The organism is Clostridium kluyveri DSM 555, from assembly GCF_000016505.1.
Lineage (GTDB): Bacteria > Bacillota > Clostridia > Clostridiales > Clostridiaceae > Clostridium_B > Clostridium_B kluyveri.
The window spans coordinates 2,064,646-2,084,233 of the sequence record NC_009706.1; the positions used below are offsets into that span (position 1 = coordinate 2,064,646).

Consider the following 19,588-nt stretch of genomic DNA (forward strand, 5'->3'; position numbering starts at 1 on the left):
ATGTTAGATTTACTAATATTGTTACTTCACACTAGATAATTTTAAGTTTATAAAAAATGATATAATAAAATAAATGCTACAAAGGGGGTTAAAAGTAATGCTAAAAGTAGCTATATACAGCAGAAAATCAAAGTTTACCGGCAAGGGGGATTCTGTAGAAAACCAAATAGAAATGTGTAAGCAGTATATTATGAATCATTTAGAGGGAGATGTCGATTTTTTAATTTATGAAGATGAAGGCTTTAGTGGTAGCACAATAAACAGGCCTCAATTTAAAAAGTTAATTCAAGATATAAAACTTAAAAAGATAAATTATTTAGTATGTTATAGGTTGGATCGTATCAGCAGAAATGTATCTGATTTTTCCTCTACTTTAGAATTATTGCAAAATTACAATGTAAGTTTCATAAGCATAAAAGAACAGTTTGATACAAGTACCCCAATGGGAAAGGCCATGATATATATTGCCAGTGTCTTTGCACAGCTAGAAAGAGAGACGATCGCAGAACGTGTAAAAGATAATATGCTTGAATTAGCTAAGAATGGTAGATGGACCGGAGGAAAAATACCTTTAGGATTTACCTCTAAAAGAAAAAAATACAGAGATAAATCTGGTTTAGAAAGAGAATTTTCTATTCTTGAAATAAATAAGGAGGAAATGGACTTCGTTAAATTTTTATATGAAAAATATTTAGAAGTTGGTAGCCTCCATAAGTTAGAAGTATATATGACTGAAAATCAAATAAAATCAAAAAATAATATTTTATTTGAAAAATCCACTTTAAAAATCATCCTCCAGAATCCTATATATGTAAAAGCTAATGCAGCAGTAATTGAATATTTGGAATCGAATGGATGGAACATTTATGGTGAAGCAGATAATATTCATTCCTTACTCACATACAATAAAACTAGACAAGTAATAAGAAATGGTAAGCGTACTAAATCCCTCAATCCCGAAAGCGAACGATTCGCTTCTGTAAGCAATATAACGGGAGCACTGGAACCTGACCTATGGTTAAAGGTTCAGAGTCAATTTGATAGAAATAAAGATACTTTTCCTAGATTAGGTAAAACCCATAATGCTTTATTGACTGGAAAATTAAAATGTGGCCGGTGTAAAGAATATATGCTAGTACAACATGGAAGAGTTTCTAAACTTACTGGAGAAAAACTCTTCTATTATGTGTGCTCACTAAAACGAAAATCACACAAAAAATTTTGCGATAATAAAAATGCTAAAGCTGCAGAACTTGAAAGTTTGGTATTATTAAGCTTAAAAAAGCTGGGCAATGAACAAAAAGAATTTATGGATAGGTTGAAAGAAAATTATAATTCTAAATTAAAAGATGATAGCAAAAGCGAAAAAATGTTACTAGATAAAGCTTTAACCGAAAAGAAAAATCAAATTGATAATCTACTAAATATGCTTTCAAAAAGTAAGGATATAGAAGATGTAATGATTGATAAAATTAAATCTATAAAAAATGAATGCATAGAAATCGAAAAGAGGCTAACTGTTCTTGATGATGAAAGCAAAAAGGATAAAGTGGAAAAAATCAACTTAGATTTAATAGAAAATATATTATGCGATTGTGCAGTAATAGATGAGCTCCCACGTGTCAAACAAAAACAGATTATTAATACATTGATAGATGTTATATACTGGTACGGAGACAAAAACAACAACGGAAAAGTATTTATAAAATTTATAGGTTCCGATAAAGATGATTTTGAAGAAATTGAATTACCTGATATAGATTTTTCCAATACTATGTTGCAGTTTTGTTCACCTAGCACACGTAAAACTTATGACCTCTTATTACCCCTTAGATAAATTAAGAAAAATACCTGGTTTAGAAAATGCCAAATTTATAGATCCTTATTCTGGAGGTAAAGGAAATTCTATACGATATTTATCTGTGGCACCAGTTTCTGATGACTTAAAAGTAAACAACGTAGAAAATCTATTTTGTGCAGGAGAAAAAAGTGGATTATTTGTAGGTCATACTGAAGCTATTTGTACAGGTTCTCTTGCAGGACATAATGCTGTAAGATGTGCACTTGAAATGCCTACTTTAATCCTTCCAAAAGACACAGTCATAGGGGATATAATAGGCTATGCAAATTATAAAATACGTACTAAGGAAGGACGAAAAAACAGGTATACTTTTGCCGGTTCGGAATATTTTGAGAGAATGAAAAAAACAGGATTATATACCATAAATTCAGTAGATATTAAAAATAGAATATCTGCCCTTGGTTTATTAAATATATTTAATAAGAGTCTAATTTAAAGGTAAGGTACTTAGATTTGATTTTACATAAATCTAAGTACTTTTTTACATCTTATATATTGCCTGTCTTTCTGTTATTCATGTACAATAAGTTCAAATACATCAGGCCTGGAATAATGACCAAATACATCAAAATCTATTCTGCTCTGAACAATTTTATCTAAGTCCAAATCTGCAACAAGTATGTCCTCCTTATTATAAACAGGTTCAATTACGTATTGTCCAAAAGGATCAACTATACAGCTTCCCCCAGGACACATAATTTCAGGTTGTGATTGCAATTCATAATAATAATTAAGATCTGTTGGATACATACTTTTCTCCACATATTGGTTGCATCCAATTACAAAGCATCTTCCTTCTAAAGCAATATGTCTCATTGTACACTGCCATTCTTCTCTTGAATCTGCCGTAGGTGCTACATAGATTGTCACTCCCTTTGCATACAAAGCCGCACGGGCTAAAGGCATGTAATTTTCCCAACATATTAATGATCCCATTTTGCCATAAGGTGTATCAATTACTGTAAGAGTACTTCCATCCCCTTCACCCCACACACAACGTTCTGTTCCAGTTGGTTTAAGTTTTCTATGTTTTCCCAAAAGTTTTCCATCAGGTCCAAAAAATAAGTTTGTACAATAAAGTGTTCTGTTTATTTCTCTGCTGTCTTTTTCTACAACTCCAATAGATAAGTAGACATCTGCTTCCTGAGCTGCTTTTCCAAGAATATCTGTAATATCTCCGGGAACTGCTACGGAACTTTCATAGTAACGCTGCCAATCTTTACGTCCTTCCATAGTTCTACTTCCTACAACAAATCCAAAAGAAAGTCCCCTTGGATACGCAGAAATAAATGCCTCAGGAAAAACTACAATACTAGCTTCCATTTCCCCTGCTTTCTTAATTAATGTAAGAGTTTTCTCAACAGTATCATCAAGGTTCATAATAACTGGTGATGTTTGAACAGCTGCAACTCTCACTGATTTAATAGAATTTTTTGCCATAATATCACTCCTATAATAATTTAACAAATTATTTTCTCACTGATAAACTTTAAAGGTCAGTGCACTTAACTCTAATGACAACAAAAATAAAGATCCCAAAAACTAAAAATGCACCCTTTGCCAAGTAGTGCATTTTTAAGCTAGAAACACTTTAATTACTTAAAGAGTTCATCCCCACTTTTAAAATCAAATCCAGGATGATGGTCAAATTTTACAGCGCCAACAGATGCTTTTCCCCTTACAGCCTTACTCACAAGTGCTATACCTTCATTTCCAAATCCTGCACAAAGTTCTATAGCCTTTACACCTTGAGAAACCAGTTCCACTGCAGCTGTTTCAGCTTCACTATAGTTCTTTACTCCTACTACAGTTAACTGCAAAACAGGTGTATCTATCACTGTTCTATGAATTTTATAATCAACTTCTGGAGCAACAAATATAAATGCAGCATTGACTTTCATTTTTATGATCATTCCTTTCACTTCATTCAAGGCACAAAACATAATAAAATTCAGTGCTATGAACAAATTTTATTTTATAATTTATCATATATTGATATATATACATGCCTTCCCAATTTAACAATCTTCACGTATAATTATACTATATATGTCAATATCACACTAATGAATTTTCTAAAACCATTTTTCCTATTAAATCTTTTAATCTACTAAGTATATATCAATAATCATTTGTAATATTTTAAGTATCTGCTCCTATATTCAGAAGGAGTACACTTCATATATTTTTTAAATACCCTACCAAAATAACTTGTCCCATTAAAACCTACCTGAAAAGCAATATTAGAAATAGAATCATCTTTACTTTTTAAAAGCAATTCACATGCTTTTAAAATTCTATATTCCATTAAATATTGAAATGCAGCGACAGCCACTATACTTCATTTATCACCCATAATAATTACCTTTTATCTAACTATTTCCACCAAAAAATCCCAACACTGCAAGAAAACCTATCTGTCATACTAGCAATATTAGGTACATTTTTTATCATTACAAAAGGCAATCCTCACAGCGAAAGTTTAAAATATATACAGCCAACAGAAACAAGTATATTATCCTCTGTTGAACCTTTATCTGCAGCCTTTTTATCCGTGATATGGCTGCATGTTCATTTTAGTGTATTCCAATGGTTAGGAACACTATGTATTATAGTTGCAATTATAATTTTATTCGCTGTAAAAAATAAGGATCTGGTATATGAATAAAATTAATCATATTGTATTCTTGAACTATTTAAATTTTATACATAAATCAAACATGTGGTAACTATACTTAATTTATTTTAATATAATAAATCTGAGGTGAATTGTAATGTCACTTTTTGATTCAATAACTCCTAAAGATCTGTCCATTTTAGCAAATCTAATTGCACTTGCACTTACAGAAGGAAAATCTTCTGATGAGAACAATGTATTGGGAAATTTTTTAACTGCAGTTTCATCTAACATACTTAATATTGCATCCCAACAAGAAAATCTTAAATCTTCTGAAGAAAAAAAGAATCAAATTAAAGACCTTCAGAAACAAATTAAAGATCTCAAAAAATGATTTATAGCACATGGATAATTTTTACTATCCATGTGCTTTTATAATGAAATTTTTTACAAAAATTAGAAGGAAATAAAAAATTTATATGGAATAATATGTAATTATAACTTATTTTTAGGAGGAATTCTATCATGAAAAATTTTCTTAAACTAACCTTTATTGGTATATTAATTTTAAGTTTCACAACAATGCCTTGTAAATCCGCCAGCAGCATTAAGCAAAAATATATAAGCTACAAAAAAGTAAAAATATATACTGAAGCCTATAATTACTCTCCAAATAAAAAAGAAGCAATTATATTCTTACATGGTCTGGGAGGTAATCACAATCATGGGGAATTTTTGTATGATAAAAGCAACCCTTATATGACAATAACTTTAGATTATCTAGATCATGGCAACAGTGGTCATATACCCCTGGTTTCATGGAATACTCAACTGGACTTAATAAAAGAAGTTTTAGATTCATACGGTATAAAAAAAGTACATCTGGTAGGGCATTCTTTTGGCGCAGATACGGCCATGATGTTTGCTAAAAAATATCCAGATAGAGTAAAAGATATAGTGCTGCTTGATAGAGCCTACTATAATTTCAAAGATCTTGAGCAATTTAATATGACAAAAAATCTTAGTGCTATTCTAGAATATGATCCAGAATCAGGTTTATCAAAAGATGAGCAGATGCAGTATATAAATATGTTCTGGGATAAGGATATAACCAAAACCTGGAATATAAATAAAAATGTACTGCTGGTTTCCGCAGATACAAAAAATTTCACAGGAGATCCTTCCACAGACACTCCCTCATTAGCAAAAATTATATCTATGATTAAAGAAAATCCATCGGAATTTGGGATAGATCCATCTGAAGCAGAATTGCTTCCAGATATGACAGAAGATAATGTATTAGACTTAGTTAACTTTTTAAAGACAAAATCTGATAAATTTGACCATGTAAATAATAAATTTAGTGTAGTACACACTTCCTACACCCATGGTGAAATGGTAAGGGATTCTAATGCCATGAATGAAATGAGAACTTACGTTATGAACTATCTCAAAAGTAAAAATCATACTATCAAGTGATTCAGAGCTTCAGATGGAGTTTGCAGTCTGGAGTGCTTTCTCCATCTGAATATAAAAATCATCATTTCAAAATCATAAGAGCTATCTTCCATAAAACAGGTGCTATAAGAACAGTGACAATTCCTGAAATAGCCATAGCTAGTCCACTCATGGCTCCTTCAATTTCTCCTATTTCCATAGTTTTAGCTGTACCAATAGCATGAGAAGAAGTACCCATAGCAACTCCAAAGGCAACCTTATCTTTGATTTTTAAAATCTTAAATAAAAAGGGTCCTACAACTGAACCTAATATTCCCGTCATTATAATAGCAATAACTGTAATAGAAGGCACTCCTCCCAGCTGTTTTGACAAAGCCATTCCAATAGGAGTAGTTATAGATTTAGGTATTAAAGACTGTATGAGTACGTTAGATAACTTGAAAAATTTTGAAAACGCAATAATACACACAATTCCCATAATACAGCCGCACAATATGCCTGTAAAAATAGGTATAACATTTTTCTTAAATAAAGAAAATTCTTTATACAAAGGCACTGCCAGTGCCACTGTAGCAGGATATAAAAAAAATGATATTATATCACCTCCAATATTAAAACTTTCATATTTTATATGAAAGCTTGTTAAAAAAAACATTATTAAAGCTATTGCAATTAATAATGGATTAAAAATAGAAATATTGGTCTTTTTATTTATGTACATCCCTATTTCATAAGCAATCAATGATATTAATATTCCAAATACCCCAGTGTTAATTAAATTATTCATTTAAATGCACCTTTCTTAAGAGAATAACTACATAAGCAGTCACAATCCAAACTATTATAGTAGAAATAACAACTATAAACATAAAAATTATCCATTTCCCTTTTAATACATTAAATGATATCATCAGGCCTACTCCTGCTGGAATAAATAAAAAAGACATATGTGACAATAATACATTACTTATATCTTCTATCATTTCAATCTTAATTATACCTGTACATAGTGCTAAAAAAAGTAAAATCAACCCTATGACAATACCTGGAATAGGTATAGGACATATCCTCTCTAATAACTGCCCTAAAAAGCACATTGCTAAAATAATCATTAATTGCCTCAAATATTTCATTATACCACCTACTTACTTTTATGTTTTATTTAATCCCTCCACTATAAATAATTTATTTCTACACAAAACTCTATATTCCTTCTGATTTTTATGCCAATATAGAATTAATAATATTTTTGATATACTGTATTTTATGTAAATTCCTTATTTTTAGATTTAATACAAATTTCTTAAACTTATTATTGAATAAAATTTATTTTAATGATATCATTTACTTGCAAGACTATATTAATCATACTAAATATAGTAAAAACCTGCACTGTAACTATGGTGCAGGTTTTATTTAAACATAAACTATTAATATTTTTCTGTAAATATCTCGAAATATGCTTGAGGATGTGCACAGGCAGGACAAGCTTCTGGTGCTGAACTTCCTTCGTGAATATATCCACAGTTAGAACACTTCCATTTAACTACTTCATCTTTCTTAAATACAGTACCATTTTCTACATTTTTAAGTAATTCTAAATATCTTTCTTCATGGTGTTTTTCAACTTCAGCTATTTTTCTAAAAACCACTGCTATGGCATAAAATCCTTCTTCATCGGCTACATCAGCAAATGCAGGATAAAGCTGGGACCACTCTTCATTTTCCCCTGCAGCAGCAGATTTTAAAACGGTTTTAGTATCCCCCAGAGAAACTGGATAAGAGGCATTTATTTCTACAGATTGCCCTTGTAGATCATTATTTAAAAATTTGAAAAATCTCTTTGCATGTTCCCTTTCATTTTCCGCAGTTTCTAAAAATATATTGGAAATTTGGACATATCCTTCCTTCTTAGCAATAGACGCATAATAAGTATATCTGTTTCTTGCTTGAGATTCTCCTGCAAAAGCTTTCATTAAGTTTTCAGCGGTTCTTGTACCTTTTAAAGATGCCATAAAAATTACCTCCTAAAATAAATTTTATTATTAAACAATTTTTTCTTGATTTGTGGTTATAATAATATCTTATAATATATTTACATTATATTCAACTATTATAAACATCTTAATTTACATATTAACCCTTATTCTTATAAAATGTACAAAATATTTAAACAAAAAATCGGAAACACCCTTAAATAGTTATATTAGTTTAACTAATATGAAACTAAATACAAGGTGTTTCAAAGTGACATATATGTATGTATTATATTACTACATATATGAAAATAATTCTACAAGAAATACTATTTTAAATCAAAATAATCATGGGATTATTCACAAGAATCGCCAAATCAATATTAATTACAATCTTCCTATATAATCTTCTAATAAATATTCAATTGAATAAGAAATATTATTTATATTTTTTAAAAATTTATAAATAAAAAAACTGATATACTTATAATGTGTATTATAATAGATATATAATTATTGAAGAGCCTTTCATTATACAGGTCTATGGTAAAATAGTTTCAAAAATATTCAGATGTGAAGGAGATAGATCATGGATAAAGATAAAAAAATTGCTGTTTTAATCGATGCTGATAATGTATCTGAAAAATATATAAAGTACATTTTTGATGAAATTTCAAATCATGGGACGCCAACTTATAAAAGGATTTACGGTGACTGGACCAAGCCTCAGTTAGCTTCATGGAAAAATGTATTGCTCAATTATTCCATTAGTCCAATACAACAATATGGTTATACTACAGGAAAAAATTCAACAGATGCCGCTCTTATAATTGATGCTATGGATATACTCTATTCAAATAATGTTGATGGGTTCTGCATCGTATCCAGCGATAGTGATTTTACTAAGCTGGCAGCACGCTTAAGAGAAGCGGGTATGTTTGTTATTGGCATGGGAGAGAAGAAAACCCCTACCCCTTTTATATCTGCCTGCGAAAAATTTAAATACCTTGAAGTATTGGCTTCAATGGCTTCAAAACCTGCTGAAAATACAAATAACAAAGAGTCCCAAAAACAGGAAGAACCAAAGGTGGGAATGACAAGTATGGATAAATTAATAGAAGCCATAAAAACTATTATCACCGAAATATCCGATGAAGATGGCTGGGCATTTTTAGGTGAAGTGGGCAGTACCCTTAATAAACGATATCCAGACTTCGATACCAGAAACTACGGTTACTCAAAACTTACTCCTTTTGTGTCTTCCTTAAAACATTTTGAAATTAGATCTATAAGGACCAGTAATCCAAGTATAAGTCTTAAATATATTAGAAATAAAGACTGAAAGAAATTGATTAAAGTTAGGCATAAATTAAGTTTTATACCTAACTTTTACAATCTGAAAATCACATTATTTTAACATAATTATGCCATTATTTCGCTACATTCTCCTGTTATTATTTAAATATATAAATTTAGGAGAGGTGAAATATATATGACTATTATTAAAAATATCTATAATACCTTTGTGAATAGTAAAAAATTTAGACATATTACAAAATTCAGTTGTGTAGGCGGTTTAAACACTATAATTGATTTTATACTGTTTTGTATATTAAATAGTCTGTTTGGTGTCAACTATATTATAAGTCAGATAGTTTCCTATGGTGGCGGTACCTTAAACAGCTACATTCTAAATAAATTCTGGACTTTTAAGGATACAGAAGTAAAAAAGAAAACACTAAAGGAAATTATTCAATTCATTGCAGTTAACTCTGCCTCTTTGAGTATCAGCTTAATAGGATTAAGTATATTAATGGATAATTCTTTCAATTCTCTCTTAGCAAAAATTATTTCTATGGTATTAGCTCAAGGGGTTAACTTTTTAGGATATAGATTTTGGGTTTTTGGCAGATTTATAAATTCAGTGCATACTACTAAAAAGGCAGCATAAAATTTAAATCTTATGAAATAAATTCCTTCATAGTTATTCTTTTCTTAAAAAATTTTCTCTTAATTTCTGCAAAATGGTTTTTAAGTATAAAATATGTTAATTATACCAATAGTATTCTTACATTTTTTAAAAAAGTGTATGTTTTTAATTTAATGAAAAAATTTATATTTCATTTTATATATATGATTATTTGTATTTTTATAATTGGGTTCCACATATATTCATGTTTATCATTGTATATTACTATGTTTCATACACTTATAAAATAAGGTGATTTTTATAGCTATTTTCCATTGTATTGTATGTATTCCAAAAAATATATTACCATAATTAGTTTATATATAATTAAATTTCCTTGACAGCTTATTATATATAATGATCAAATTTGTTTTAAAGCATTTTTACCCCTTTAAATCCATTAACTTAATAATGATACACCCTAAAAATACTGTTAATATAACAACCATAGATAAGCCTAAATTTCTGAAAATGAAATCTAAAGGTGAAAAACAAATTAAAAATTATTATGATAATAGAAATTAGGAGGAATTAAAAATGTTAAAATTCAAACACAAATTGCTTTCAGCTTTAATACTTGCAGCACCATTATTATTAAATACAGGAATTGCCACAAGTGTTCATGCATCCGATGCAAAAAATATATCCCTGCTCTGTCAATCTTCATGCCCTTCAACGGCATCAAATAATTGTACAGACCCTACTAATTGCAAAGATTCTAAAAACTGCACCACATCTTCTAATTGTATAAATGTCAATGGAGTAAACTACGATTGTGGAAACTTTGATTATTCAGCACTTAGTAATTTAGGAGTTAACTGTACAAAATAAAATTAACATCTATTTAAATTAAAATAACCATCTAATAATTATTTAGTCACACGTAAAATATTATTTACGTGTGACATAAATTCTAATATCCCTCGATTTAAAAAGTATTTCATAATCAAATTGATATATATTAATAATCTCCCCTGCCTTCAGTATTTACCTTGAATTTCACATTAACCTGTATTTCAGAATCGCATATCACTTTATCCCAATCCGTACCGGTACCTCTTCCATATTTTGATATTGCAATTTTACCCAAATCTAAAACATCCGTTTTATACTTGCATTTAATATTTTTTATAGCTTCATTAGCTTTTTTTTCTACATAATTTCTCATATCTGATTCATATTTTTTTAATAGCTGAGGATTTGAAGATAAATCGCTGTATAATTCATTGGACATCATGTTCCCTTGTATATCTAAATATATTATAAATTTATATTTTCCATCTTCTTCATAACATTTAACTTTTCTTTTTGAATATGCATAACAATTTATATAATGTTTTGAATCCTTTTGTAATGTTAATATTCCCCTAACTCTGCTTTCCTTTAAAATATTAATTATCCTTGTTTCATTCATATCCGCTTTTCCCACCATAACATCTCCTCTGAATATGGCAAGACCCGTAGTTTCTATGCTATTATCCTTTAACTCTATATAAGGTAATAATACATTTCTTCCCTCTGCATCCACTCTAACTATTAAATCCATAGCAGTATACTGCATAGAAAAAAAGTTGTATTCACGCAGATTTTTTATCATTCCCTCAATATATTCCGCAGCATTAGAGTACTCTTTAGTTTTATATTTGAATATGTCTTCAGCTTTTCCTTTACATACTGCGCATAACGCCCTGTCATTTGTAGCTTGATTCTTTACCCATATATCTAAAAAATTTTTTATCCCGAACATTGCAGTTTCTTCACTAAATAAAAATACTCTATTAAGCCCTAAAGTTGATTTTTTTCCCTCTTTTAATTGTCTATTTTGAATTGTCTGTCCTAAATTGCCATTACTTCCAATAATAGTAGTACTCATTACTTGATTTACATTTTCAAAAGAATATACTAAAAGAGGTATACTATAAGATATATTATTAGAACTCTTTTCTATATCAGCTCCCACTCCCACTGGTATTTCCATGTTTTCTACAAGCATTCCACTTGTGCCTAAAAAACACAAAATAAATATTATAACTACAGCAATATGCAAGAAAACCTTGAATTTATTCATAACTATCACCTTTTAAAATCGAATTTATATTTATAATTCCCTAAAATTATTGAAATATTTATCCGACTAAATCACTTGATTTACTGTCATAACCAGAAATACCGCAGTATTCAAATATATATGAACACTGCGGTATTTTCGATGGTTTAAGACGCTGGGAACATTAAGCTAATTGTATATTTCAGATAAATTTAATATCCTAAATCTTCATTAAATATAAATACGTAAATCCTCGAATCATCAAGTTGGTTCCTTATTAAAGTATACTCGTTACATATTCTACTTTTGCTGCTGCAATCCATACAACGGCCTGTAGTAGTACAGGGGGTATTGCAGTTGAGTCTCCTGGCATTGGCAGGAGCAGACACTCTCTTATTTCTCTCTATGGCTTCTTCTAGATTTTTTACAATTTTATTTACTCCACAGACTACAATAACCTTATCAGGCCCAAAGAGCATAGCTGCTACTCTATTGCCTGTACCATCTACGTTAAACAGTTCTCCTTCTTCAGTTAAGGCATTAACACTAGTAAAAAATGCGTCTGCAAAAAAAGTTTCTCTGTGTATCTGCTTTTTTTGCTCTGGAGTTACACCCTCTGCTGCCCTGTCTAAAAACTTATACCTGCCACCTCTTAGATATTCCAGTATACCGGTTTGCTCTAAGGTAGCAGACCCTCCACAACTCACCACAGAATCTTTTTTCACCAACTGCTCTATTTTACTGAAAAATTCCTGTCTATCTTTCACATAAAACCCATTCATGTTGTTCTTTTTCAATGCCTCAATAGTTCTTTTTATTTTTTTGTCATTTACCCAGAAAATATTTTTATCCATAAGGCCACCTCCAAAATTTACTTCAAACTATAATTATTACATTGTCCTATTCATATAATTGAAATATGACATATTATATATTATAATGATTATATAATAATTAAATACTTAATGCTAGGGGTGCCTTGTGGCTGAGAAACACCAGTTGTTAACCCTTCTACCTGATCTGGATAACACCAGCGTAGGGAAGCGGATTTTTAGAAAAATAATGAGTCGTATTCCCATGGAATGCGGCTCTTTTAGCACCTTAGCTGAGTAAAGGAGGTTTTTAATGTCTTTAATAAAAAATTTTACAGAGATTTTATCTCACCCAACTTCTATTTTTGCACTAATCGCCGTTATTATCTTTATCCTGTTCTGGGCGAAAGTTAAAAATGTTAAATTTACTACGCAGCTTGTCACTCAAATAGGTATAGCACTGGCACTGGCTACCATACTTAAAATATTTAGAATATATCATCTTCCTCAAGGTGGAAGTGTAACCTTGGGAAGCATGGTACCTATACTTCTTATGGCTTTGCTTTATGGCCCGGAAGTTGGTTTTATTACTGGATTTTTATATGGAATTATAACCTTAATACTAGATCCATACATACTTCATCCTATACAAGTTATATTTGACTACCCTCTGCCATTTATGGCCTTAGGTATAGCAGGATATTTTAGGAACAGAAAAATTGTAGGTACATTTCTAGCTATTTTGGGAAGATTTATATGTCACTTTATATCTGGAGTAATCTTTTTCGGAAGCTTTGCACCCAAAGGAATGTCTCCTGCAATTTATTCTCTCACCTTAAATGGCATATTCATAGCTGTTGAAGGTGCAATATGTATTGCAATAATGATAGTACTTCCCGTAAAACATTTAGAAACAATTATAAATAAAAAAATGATATCTAATTGAGCTAACAAGGCTAATAGCTCTAAGGCCATTAGCCTTGAAATTAAATTTTAAATTTCTGCACCATTTCATTGAGACTTTGAGAAAGTTCTGCCTGATTTTGTGCAACTACAGCTACCTGTCTTATTTCTTCAGTTGTCTCATCTAACCTGGATTTTATAGTTTCTGCATTTTCACTAGATTGCTCGGCAATTTGTGACATATTCTGCATTGCTTGATTCACTTGATTCACTGCTGCGGTAATCTCTTCAGACATAGCTGCTATATCCAATGACATGGTGCTTAAAAAACTTGAATCATTTTGGTATTGATCTCCCATGATTCCAAACTCTTCTAATCTGCCATGAATGTTTTCGTTTATAAATCTTAATACTTCATTGCCATTTTCGGATAAATTTTTAAATGCATTTTCAGCCTTTATAACAGTATCCTTTATATTTGTTACAGATTTAGAGGATTGTTCTGCAAGCTTTTTCACCTCTTCTGCCACTACAGCAAATCCTCGGCCCTGTTTACCTGCTCTGGCTGCTTCTATGGCAGCATTTAATGCCAATAAATTTGTTTGCTCTGCTATATCCGAAATAGTGTCTGCCATAACTTTTATATTGTCAACTACAGTTCCTTCTTTAATTGCCTGCAGCATATTATTTTTCTTCTTGAAATATAAATCTTTAGATTCTTTGATGGCTTGTTTCCCTTTTTGCTGAACCAAAGCTGCCCTTTTTTTAGATTCATTTGCATTATTACTTCCCTTCTCTGCTTTTTCAGATAGTTCATTGATACCTGAGTTAACTTCTTCTACAGAAGATGTTATTTCCTCTGAGGAGGAACTTGTGTCCTGAATTCCAACAATTATATTATTTAATGAATTATCTATTTTTTCAATTTTTATAGACAATTCTTCTACGGTTGCAAAAAGTTCTTCACTAGATGCACTAATTTCCTGAGAATTTGCCATAATATCCTTGATAAGACTATCTACATTTAAAAGAGCAGTATTTAAAGCTACTCCTGTTTTACCGAATTCATCACTTCTCGTAATAACAATGGGAGCAGAAAAATCGTACAAAGCAAGTTTTTCTGCAAAGGATTTTATTTTCATCAAAGGAATGTTTATATCCTTTGAAATAATAAGTCCAAGCACCACTGCAAGCAGTAATCCTCCAATCATAAATACGAGCATAATTTTATTGTTTTCTAAATATAAGGAATTATTTTTTAAATTTGCTTCTTCCGCACTTTTCACCTGTTTATTCATTAATTTATCAACATTTCCCACCATTATTTCTCTAAGAGTTAGTATCTTATTATACTCTTTAATTGCTTCATCAAAATTTTCATTATTAATAAAATTAATAATATTATTTATTATATTTTTATATTCATTAAACTGGCTTCTATAGGTTGGCCATATTTGCTTTTCAACATTATTCATAACAAACTTTTCATAGTCAAGCATATTTTTCTCATTTAACGCCATATCACTTTTTATATTCTTCTCCAGTTCACTCCTTTTAGAAGAATCCTTTTCATAGATGAGTTGAAAAATATCACTTTTAATTTCAGTGAAATTTTGTTTCATATTTGTTAACATATAGATTCTCTTCAATTTGTTATTATACATATCATCAGAATTTGAACTTATGGTTTTCAACGACATCATTCCTATAACTCCAACTACTGTAATCAATATAGCAACAATGGCAAAGGATAAAATTAACTTTACTTTCACCTTCGTGTTTTTTAGAAAATTCATATTGATTTTCCTCCTCTGTGGTGTGAATCTGTCAATTTGTAATAATTAACTTATCCTTATAGATTATGTTCAACTTTAATATAGGGTGTAATATTAAGAACATATTTTTAATACTTCATTTATCATATTTTTTCTTATCCCTTTTAAAAACTTTTCTTCTCTCAATGAATTCTTTAGAAAGTTCCATAAGAAAACCAGTTTTACGTTCTTTTGCATTAAATTTATCCTTCAATTCACCGTGTTTTTTAATTTTTATGTAGTATTTCATAATTGTGTATGCTGCTGAATAAAAGGCAATAATTATAATGCCTGCTATGAGACCTGATGCCTGGCCAGGAATAAAAGGCATGCTTAAAATGATAACAATAAGACTTATAACAGTAATCCATGAAATATAGCTGTACTGTTTTTTTTCTATAACATACACATGATTTTTACGCATCCGAATTTGTGAAGCTACAATCATTACATATGTAAAAAGCAGAGAAAATCCTCCACAGCTCACTAAAAATAAATACACCCTTGGAAATAAAAGCCCCAGCATCAATCCTAAAAACATAGCTGCACCAGAAAACGCCATACCTTTGTAGGGAATATTTGTGTTATCCTTTAGCCATCTGGGAGCATAAGCTTCATCTGCAAGAGAGCGAATCATCCTTCCTATACCAAACATAGCCGCCAGCATTGTAGAAAGTATTGCTATAACCATTACTATATTTATCACATTTCCAGTCCAGTTCATTCCCCATCTGTTAAGCGCAGCTACCATAGGACTTACATTTTCACCAAGAATATCAGTAGGAATTAACAAAAGAACTGCATAAATGGAAGCTATATAAAGAATCACAAGACTTAACACAGTATATTTTATAGCCCTTGGAATCGTCTCTTTTGGATTATCAGTCTCTGAAGCTGCCAGGCCTATTATTTCAAAGCCTGCATAGGCAAACATAACCGTAAGCATACTTCCTGCAATACTTTTTATTCCTCCTGGAAGCAAAAAAGAAAGTTTTACACCTTTAACATCCACTGCACCGGTATTCAGCCTTAAAAGACCTGTAATTAAAAGAAGGGCCATAATTATAAAGGATACCACTGCAAGCAATTTAACAGCAGCAAGACCACTTTCCAGCTTACTTAATTTATCAGCACCTAACAAATTAAGCAGCGTAATTATAATGATAATTATACTTCCTAAAAAAGATATGGATATGCCAGGAAACCATCTGCGAATCAAAATAGATACAGCTGCAGCTTCACTGGACATAGCAAGAACCATACCAGTCCAGTAGACCCATCCCACAGTAAATCCAGCTCTTGAACCAAAGGCCTTTCTGGTAAACGTAAAAAAAGAACCAGGTGACGGATCTGCCACTGTCATCTCTGAAAGTGCGGAAAGAATAAAATATACTAAAATTCCTCCTAATACATAGGAAATAATTATAAAAGGACCCAGAGCATGAATAGCCACAGAAGAACCCAGAAAAAAAGAACCTCCAATTATAGTTCCAAGAGCCATCATTGTAAGCTGTAACACAGATAATCCCTTATGCTTTTTTTCCATAGTTCACCTCCAGCTTATATAATTCTAGAAGTAGTATGTCTCAATAATAAAAAAATATACCCAAAATATAAAAAATGGGTACCTAAACCCATTTTATAGAAATACACCAGCTATTTTTTATTTTTCCTTCAACTTTACCCTTATAGTATATAAATTAAATTTATAAAGTCCTTTTTATTTAATTATTAAGAATTTGACCCTGCTTCTTAGCTTCCTTGTGTAAATTAAATCCCTGCCCTAAAACCTCATAAGTATCACTAATTATTATAAATGAGCCTGCATCTATACTTTTTATAAGACTTTTAAATATATTTATTTCAGATTGATTCATAACCACCATCAGAATTGTACGTTCTTCTTCAGTATATCCTCCAAATCCTGATATTTTTGTCACTCCCCTATTTAAATCCTTTATAATGATATCTTTTATAAGTTCCGATTTTTCCGAAACTATAAAAGCTACCTTTGATCCTCCGAAACCTAATTGTATTAAATCAATAGCCTTACTTGTTATGACTAAGGATATAATGGCATAAAGAGCTTTTTCTGCATCAAATACGAAAGCTGCAGCAATAATTACAGCTCCATCTATTATTCCCTGAGAATTACCGATACTTATTCCTGCATACTTATTTATAATGCTTGCCACTATGGAAGTACCTCCTGTGGAAGCATCACTTTTAAAAACCAGTCCAAGACCTACACCCGAAAGTAATCCTCCATATATGCTTCCCAAAAGGGGATTTAATGTAATTGGATGTAGGTTGGTAGTAAAAAATATAAATAAGGGTAATACAAGAGAACCAAAAACAGTTCTCATCATAAATTTTTTATTTAACACCAAAAGACCCACAAAAAATAATACTATATTTCCAACCCATTGGGTAATTGCCGGCTCTATATGTGATATATGTTCTATTAACAGGGATATTCCAGCTATTCCACCGGAAGCTATCTGATTGGGTTTAAGAAATAAATTAAATCCAAGGACTGTTATAGCACATCCCACTATCAACTGAAAACACTGCATAATATAATAATGTTTAGCAGCCTTACCTGTAATAAATCTTCTTCCAGTCATTAAAAACCTCCTTTTTCAAGATAGTATAAATTATAAACATTTATTCTATATATTGAAAAATAAGTAAGCAGTGATCGTTGCTTTATATTTTTGAATTTGCCATTTCACTTAAAGTGTCTGACATTTCGGAAACTTGTTGAACACTAGATGTAATCTCCTGTATTGCCGCCGTTTGCTGTTCCGTAGTTTCAAGAGTGGAATTAGAGGTCTCAATAGTGTTATCCACTGATTCTTGTATTTTTTTAGTTAGATCTACTATGGTAGAAGCTGTCTGCTTTGAATCTTCGGATAATTTTCTTATTTCACTGGCTACAACTCCAAAGCCTCTCCCTAATTCCCCGGCTCTAGCCGCTTCTATAGCCGCATTTAAACCAAGCATTTTGGTCTGCTCTGCTATATTTTTTATAGCATTTAATACACTGTTTATTTCTAAAGAAATACTTTTTACTCTGGTAATTTCCTCATTTAAAACTTTCTGGTTACTACTTACATCTACAGAGGATGCTGCCAATTCCTCCATGGTAGCTGAAATCTGTTCAAAGTTTTCAGAAAGATTTGACGCAACCGTTCCCACTAATATGGATTCATAGCCTATTTTACAAAGTGCATTAGCAACTACATACAGCACTTCAGATGCTGCCTTTACATTTTTTTCATCTACCTTGTAAACATGATTTGAAGCCTCCACATACTTATCCGCATTCACTCCTATTTCAGAGGCAGTATCCCTAAAACGTGATTCTCCTGGATGTGAATACATAACTTGTCCACCTAATATGGTGCCTATGGTTTTGCCTTTTATCATTATAGGTGCAGCAAAATCAATCAGCCCTGCATGACAGGTATAAACATAAGGCTTTCCAAGTCTTGTAGCCTCTTCTCCTCCCCTTTTATGAGACTCTGCACAGCGTGCCTCTCCTGCAGAAGTAGACTGGGTAAGATCCAAACAAAAATTAGTGTAGGAACTAGGTTTTGTTACAGGCTTTCCATTCTTATCCACTGTTACACTTGCAATATTCATACCATCAGCAAAATTATCCTGAAACTTTTGCAATATATTTATATCTATAACATCCTCCACTTCTAATAAATCTAAATCTACTTCTCCATTATCCAATATTTTTATCATTATAATGCCTCCCTTTACAAATAAAATTTTTTATTATAATATACATTATATATTATATACCGGTGAAATTCTTAACTCTATATAAAGTTTTAATACCCACTTTACACTTGTATTTATAAGAATTTTCAACTATAATGTAAACTATATTATAGTATAATATATGATTTTTATCTATATATTTATATTCGTATAACTTATAAAAATTATTATATCTATATATTATATAAAAAGTAATTTAAAAAGATACAGGATTCCTGAATTTAAACTTAATTTACACACAAATTAAGTTTAAAAACAGAAATCCTATAAATTACGGCATTTACTTTAATGCTTTAAAGGGGGGAAGATAAAAATATAACTGCAGCCAGGTAAATA

The 19,588-nt window shown here is 30.7% G+C and carries 21 protein-coding genes and 1 riboswitch; of the genes, 9 read left to right on the top strand and 12 right to left on the bottom strand.

The window, feature by feature from the left end:
• Window positions 1-97 precede the first annotated feature (97 nt).
• Both CKL_RS09930 and CKL_RS09935 read left to right on the top strand, forming a co-directional pair.
• Window positions 98-1,837 carry a recombinase family protein gene (locus tag CKL_RS09930; RefSeq protein WP_012102360.1) on the top strand — a complete coding sequence of 580 codons (1,740 nt, stop codon included), beginning with the start codon at window positions 98-100 and terminating at the stop codon, window positions 1,835-1,837.
• Window positions 1,812-2,297 (top strand): FAD-dependent oxidoreductase, encoded by a 486-nt coding sequence (locus CKL_RS09935; RefSeq protein ID WP_012102361.1) that lies wholly within the window; start codon window positions 1,812-1,814, stop codon window positions 2,295-2,297. The genes CKL_RS09930 and CKL_RS09935 overlap by 26 nt, the downstream gene beginning before the upstream one ends.
• Window positions 2,298-2,371: 74 nt before the next feature.
• On the opposite strand, the gene CKL_RS09940 is transcribed toward CKL_RS09935, so the two are convergent.
• From CKL_RS09940 to CKL_RS09950, 3 genes are all read right to left on the bottom strand, one after another.
• Window positions 2,372-3,301 (bottom strand): carbon-nitrogen hydrolase family protein, encoded by a 930-nt coding sequence (locus tag CKL_RS09940; RefSeq protein ID WP_041700806.1) that lies wholly within the window; start codon window positions 3,299-3,301, stop codon window positions 2,372-2,374.
• A gap of 155 nt (window positions 3,302-3,456) precedes the next feature.
• Entirely contained in the window at window positions 3,457-3,762 is a 306-nt protein-coding gene (locus tag CKL_RS09945) for a DUF6506 family protein (protein WP_012102363.1), read from the bottom strand.
• A gap of 227 nt (window positions 3,763-3,989) precedes the next feature.
• Window positions 3,990-4,169 carry a helix-turn-helix domain-containing protein gene (locus tag CKL_RS09950; protein ID WP_081427977.1) on the bottom strand — a complete coding sequence of 60 codons (180 nt, stop codon included), beginning with the start codon at window positions 4,167-4,169 and terminating at the stop codon, window positions 3,990-3,992.
• 6 nt (window positions 4,170-4,175) lie between these two features.
• Between CKL_RS09950 and CKL_RS19840 the strand changes: the two genes are divergently transcribed.
• The 3 genes from CKL_RS19840 (at window position 4,176) to CKL_RS09960 (ending at window position 5,957) form a co-directional block, all read left to right on the top strand.
• Window positions 4,176-4,529 carry an EamA family transporter gene (locus tag CKL_RS19840; protein WP_012102364.1) on the top strand — a complete coding sequence of 118 codons (354 nt, stop codon included), beginning with the start codon at window positions 4,176-4,178 and terminating at the stop codon, window positions 4,527-4,529.
• A 106-nt stretch (window positions 4,530-4,635) separates the two neighbouring features.
• Complete coding sequence (locus CKL_RS09955) at window positions 4,636-4,872, top strand: hypothetical protein (RefSeq protein ID WP_012102365.1); 237 nt, start codon at window positions 4,636-4,638, stop codon at window positions 4,870-4,872.
• 131 nt (window positions 4,873-5,003) lie between these two features.
• The gene (locus CKL_RS09960) at window positions 5,004-5,957 is read left to right on the top strand and encodes an alpha/beta fold hydrolase (RefSeq protein ID WP_012102366.1); all 954 of its coding nucleotides are present in this window, start codon (window positions 5,004-5,006) and stop codon (window positions 5,955-5,957) included.
• A 61-nt stretch (window positions 5,958-6,018) separates the two neighbouring features.
• Here CKL_RS09960 and CKL_RS09965 read toward each other — a convergent pair whose 3' ends face one another.
• From CKL_RS09965 to rbr, 3 genes are all read right to left on the bottom strand, one after another.
• Window positions 6,019-6,723 (bottom strand): LrgB family protein, encoded by a 705-nt coding sequence (locus tag CKL_RS09965; RefSeq protein ID WP_012102367.1) that lies wholly within the window; start codon window positions 6,721-6,723, stop codon window positions 6,019-6,021.
• Window positions 6,716-7,069 (bottom strand): CidA/LrgA family protein, encoded by a 354-nt coding sequence (locus CKL_RS09970; protein WP_012102368.1) that lies wholly within the window; start codon window positions 7,067-7,069, stop codon window positions 6,716-6,718. Before CKL_RS09970 ends, CKL_RS09965 begins: the two co-directional genes overlap by 8 nt.
• Window positions 7,070-7,366: 297 nt before the next feature.
• On the bottom strand, window positions 7,367-7,951 hold the full coding sequence (gene rbr / locus CKL_RS09975; protein WP_012102369.1) for a rubrerythrin: 585 nt from the start codon (window positions 7,949-7,951) through the stop codon (window positions 7,367-7,369).
• 550 nt (window positions 7,952-8,501) lie between these two features.
• On the opposite strand from rbr, the gene CKL_RS09980 reads away from it, so the two are divergent.
• The 3 genes from CKL_RS09980 to CKL_RS09990 all read left to right on the top strand — a co-directional run bounded on the left by CKL_RS09980 (window position 8,502) and on the right by CKL_RS09990 (window position 10,712).
• Window positions 8,502-9,254, top strand: coding sequence for an NYN domain-containing protein (locus CKL_RS09980; protein ID WP_012102370.1), 753 nt, complete (start codon window positions 8,502-8,504; stop codon window positions 9,252-9,254).
• A 150-nt stretch (window positions 9,255-9,404) separates the two neighbouring features.
• On the top strand, window positions 9,405-9,863 hold the full coding sequence (locus CKL_RS09985; protein ID WP_012102371.1) for a GtrA family protein: 459 nt from the start codon (window positions 9,405-9,407) through the stop codon (window positions 9,861-9,863).
• A 555-nt stretch (window positions 9,864-10,418) separates the two neighbouring features.
• Complete coding sequence (locus tag CKL_RS09990; RefSeq protein WP_012102372.1) at window positions 10,419-10,712, top strand: hypothetical protein; 294 nt, start codon at window positions 10,419-10,421, stop codon at window positions 10,710-10,712.
• A 130-nt stretch (window positions 10,713-10,842) separates the two neighbouring features.
• On the opposite strand, the gene CKL_RS09995 is transcribed toward CKL_RS09990, so the two are convergent.
• Both CKL_RS09995 and CKL_RS10000 read right to left on the bottom strand, forming a co-directional pair.
• Window positions 10,843-11,949, bottom strand: a complete 1,107-nt coding sequence (locus CKL_RS09995) for a Ger(x)C family spore germination protein (RefSeq protein ID WP_012102373.1) — start codon at window positions 11,947-11,949, stop codon at window positions 10,843-10,845.
• A 191-nt stretch (window positions 11,950-12,140) separates the two neighbouring features.
• Entirely contained in the window at window positions 12,141-12,782 is a 642-nt protein-coding gene (locus CKL_RS10000; protein ID WP_012102374.1) for a lactate utilization protein, read from the bottom strand.
• 106 nt (window positions 12,783-12,888) lie between these two features.
• Window positions 12,889-12,987: riboswitch (TPP riboswitch) on the top strand.
• A 66-nt stretch (window positions 12,988-13,053) separates the two neighbouring features.
• Here CKL_RS10000 and thiT point away from each other — a divergent pair.
• Window positions 13,054-13,686, top strand: a complete 633-nt coding sequence (gene thiT, locus CKL_RS10005; protein WP_012102375.1) for an energy-coupled thiamine transporter ThiT — start codon at window positions 13,054-13,056, stop codon at window positions 13,684-13,686.
• 40 nt (window positions 13,687-13,726) lie between these two features.
• On the opposite strand, the gene CKL_RS10010 is transcribed toward thiT, so the two are convergent.
• From CKL_RS10010 to CKL_RS10025, 4 genes are all read right to left on the bottom strand, one after another.
• Window positions 13,727-15,439: a methyl-accepting chemotaxis protein gene (locus CKL_RS10010; protein ID WP_012102376.1), complete on the bottom strand. Its 1,713-nt coding sequence runs from the start codon at window positions 15,437-15,439 to the stop codon at window positions 13,727-13,729.
• Window positions 15,440-15,554: 115 nt separating this feature from the next.
• Complete coding sequence (locus CKL_RS10015) at window positions 15,555-17,003, bottom strand: amino acid permease (RefSeq protein ID WP_012102377.1); 1,449 nt, start codon at window positions 17,001-17,003, stop codon at window positions 15,555-15,557.
• 178 nt (window positions 17,004-17,181) lie between these two features.
• Window positions 17,182-18,084: a YitT family protein gene (locus CKL_RS10020; protein WP_012102378.1), complete on the bottom strand. Its 903-nt coding sequence runs from the start codon at window positions 18,082-18,084 to the stop codon at window positions 17,182-17,184.
• A gap of 82 nt (window positions 18,085-18,166) precedes the next feature.
• Window positions 18,167-19,213: a PocR ligand-binding domain-containing protein gene (locus CKL_RS10025; protein ID WP_012102379.1), complete on the bottom strand. Its 1,047-nt coding sequence runs from the start codon at window positions 19,211-19,213 to the stop codon at window positions 18,167-18,169.
• Between the last annotated feature and the right edge of the window lie 375 nt (window positions 19,214-19,588).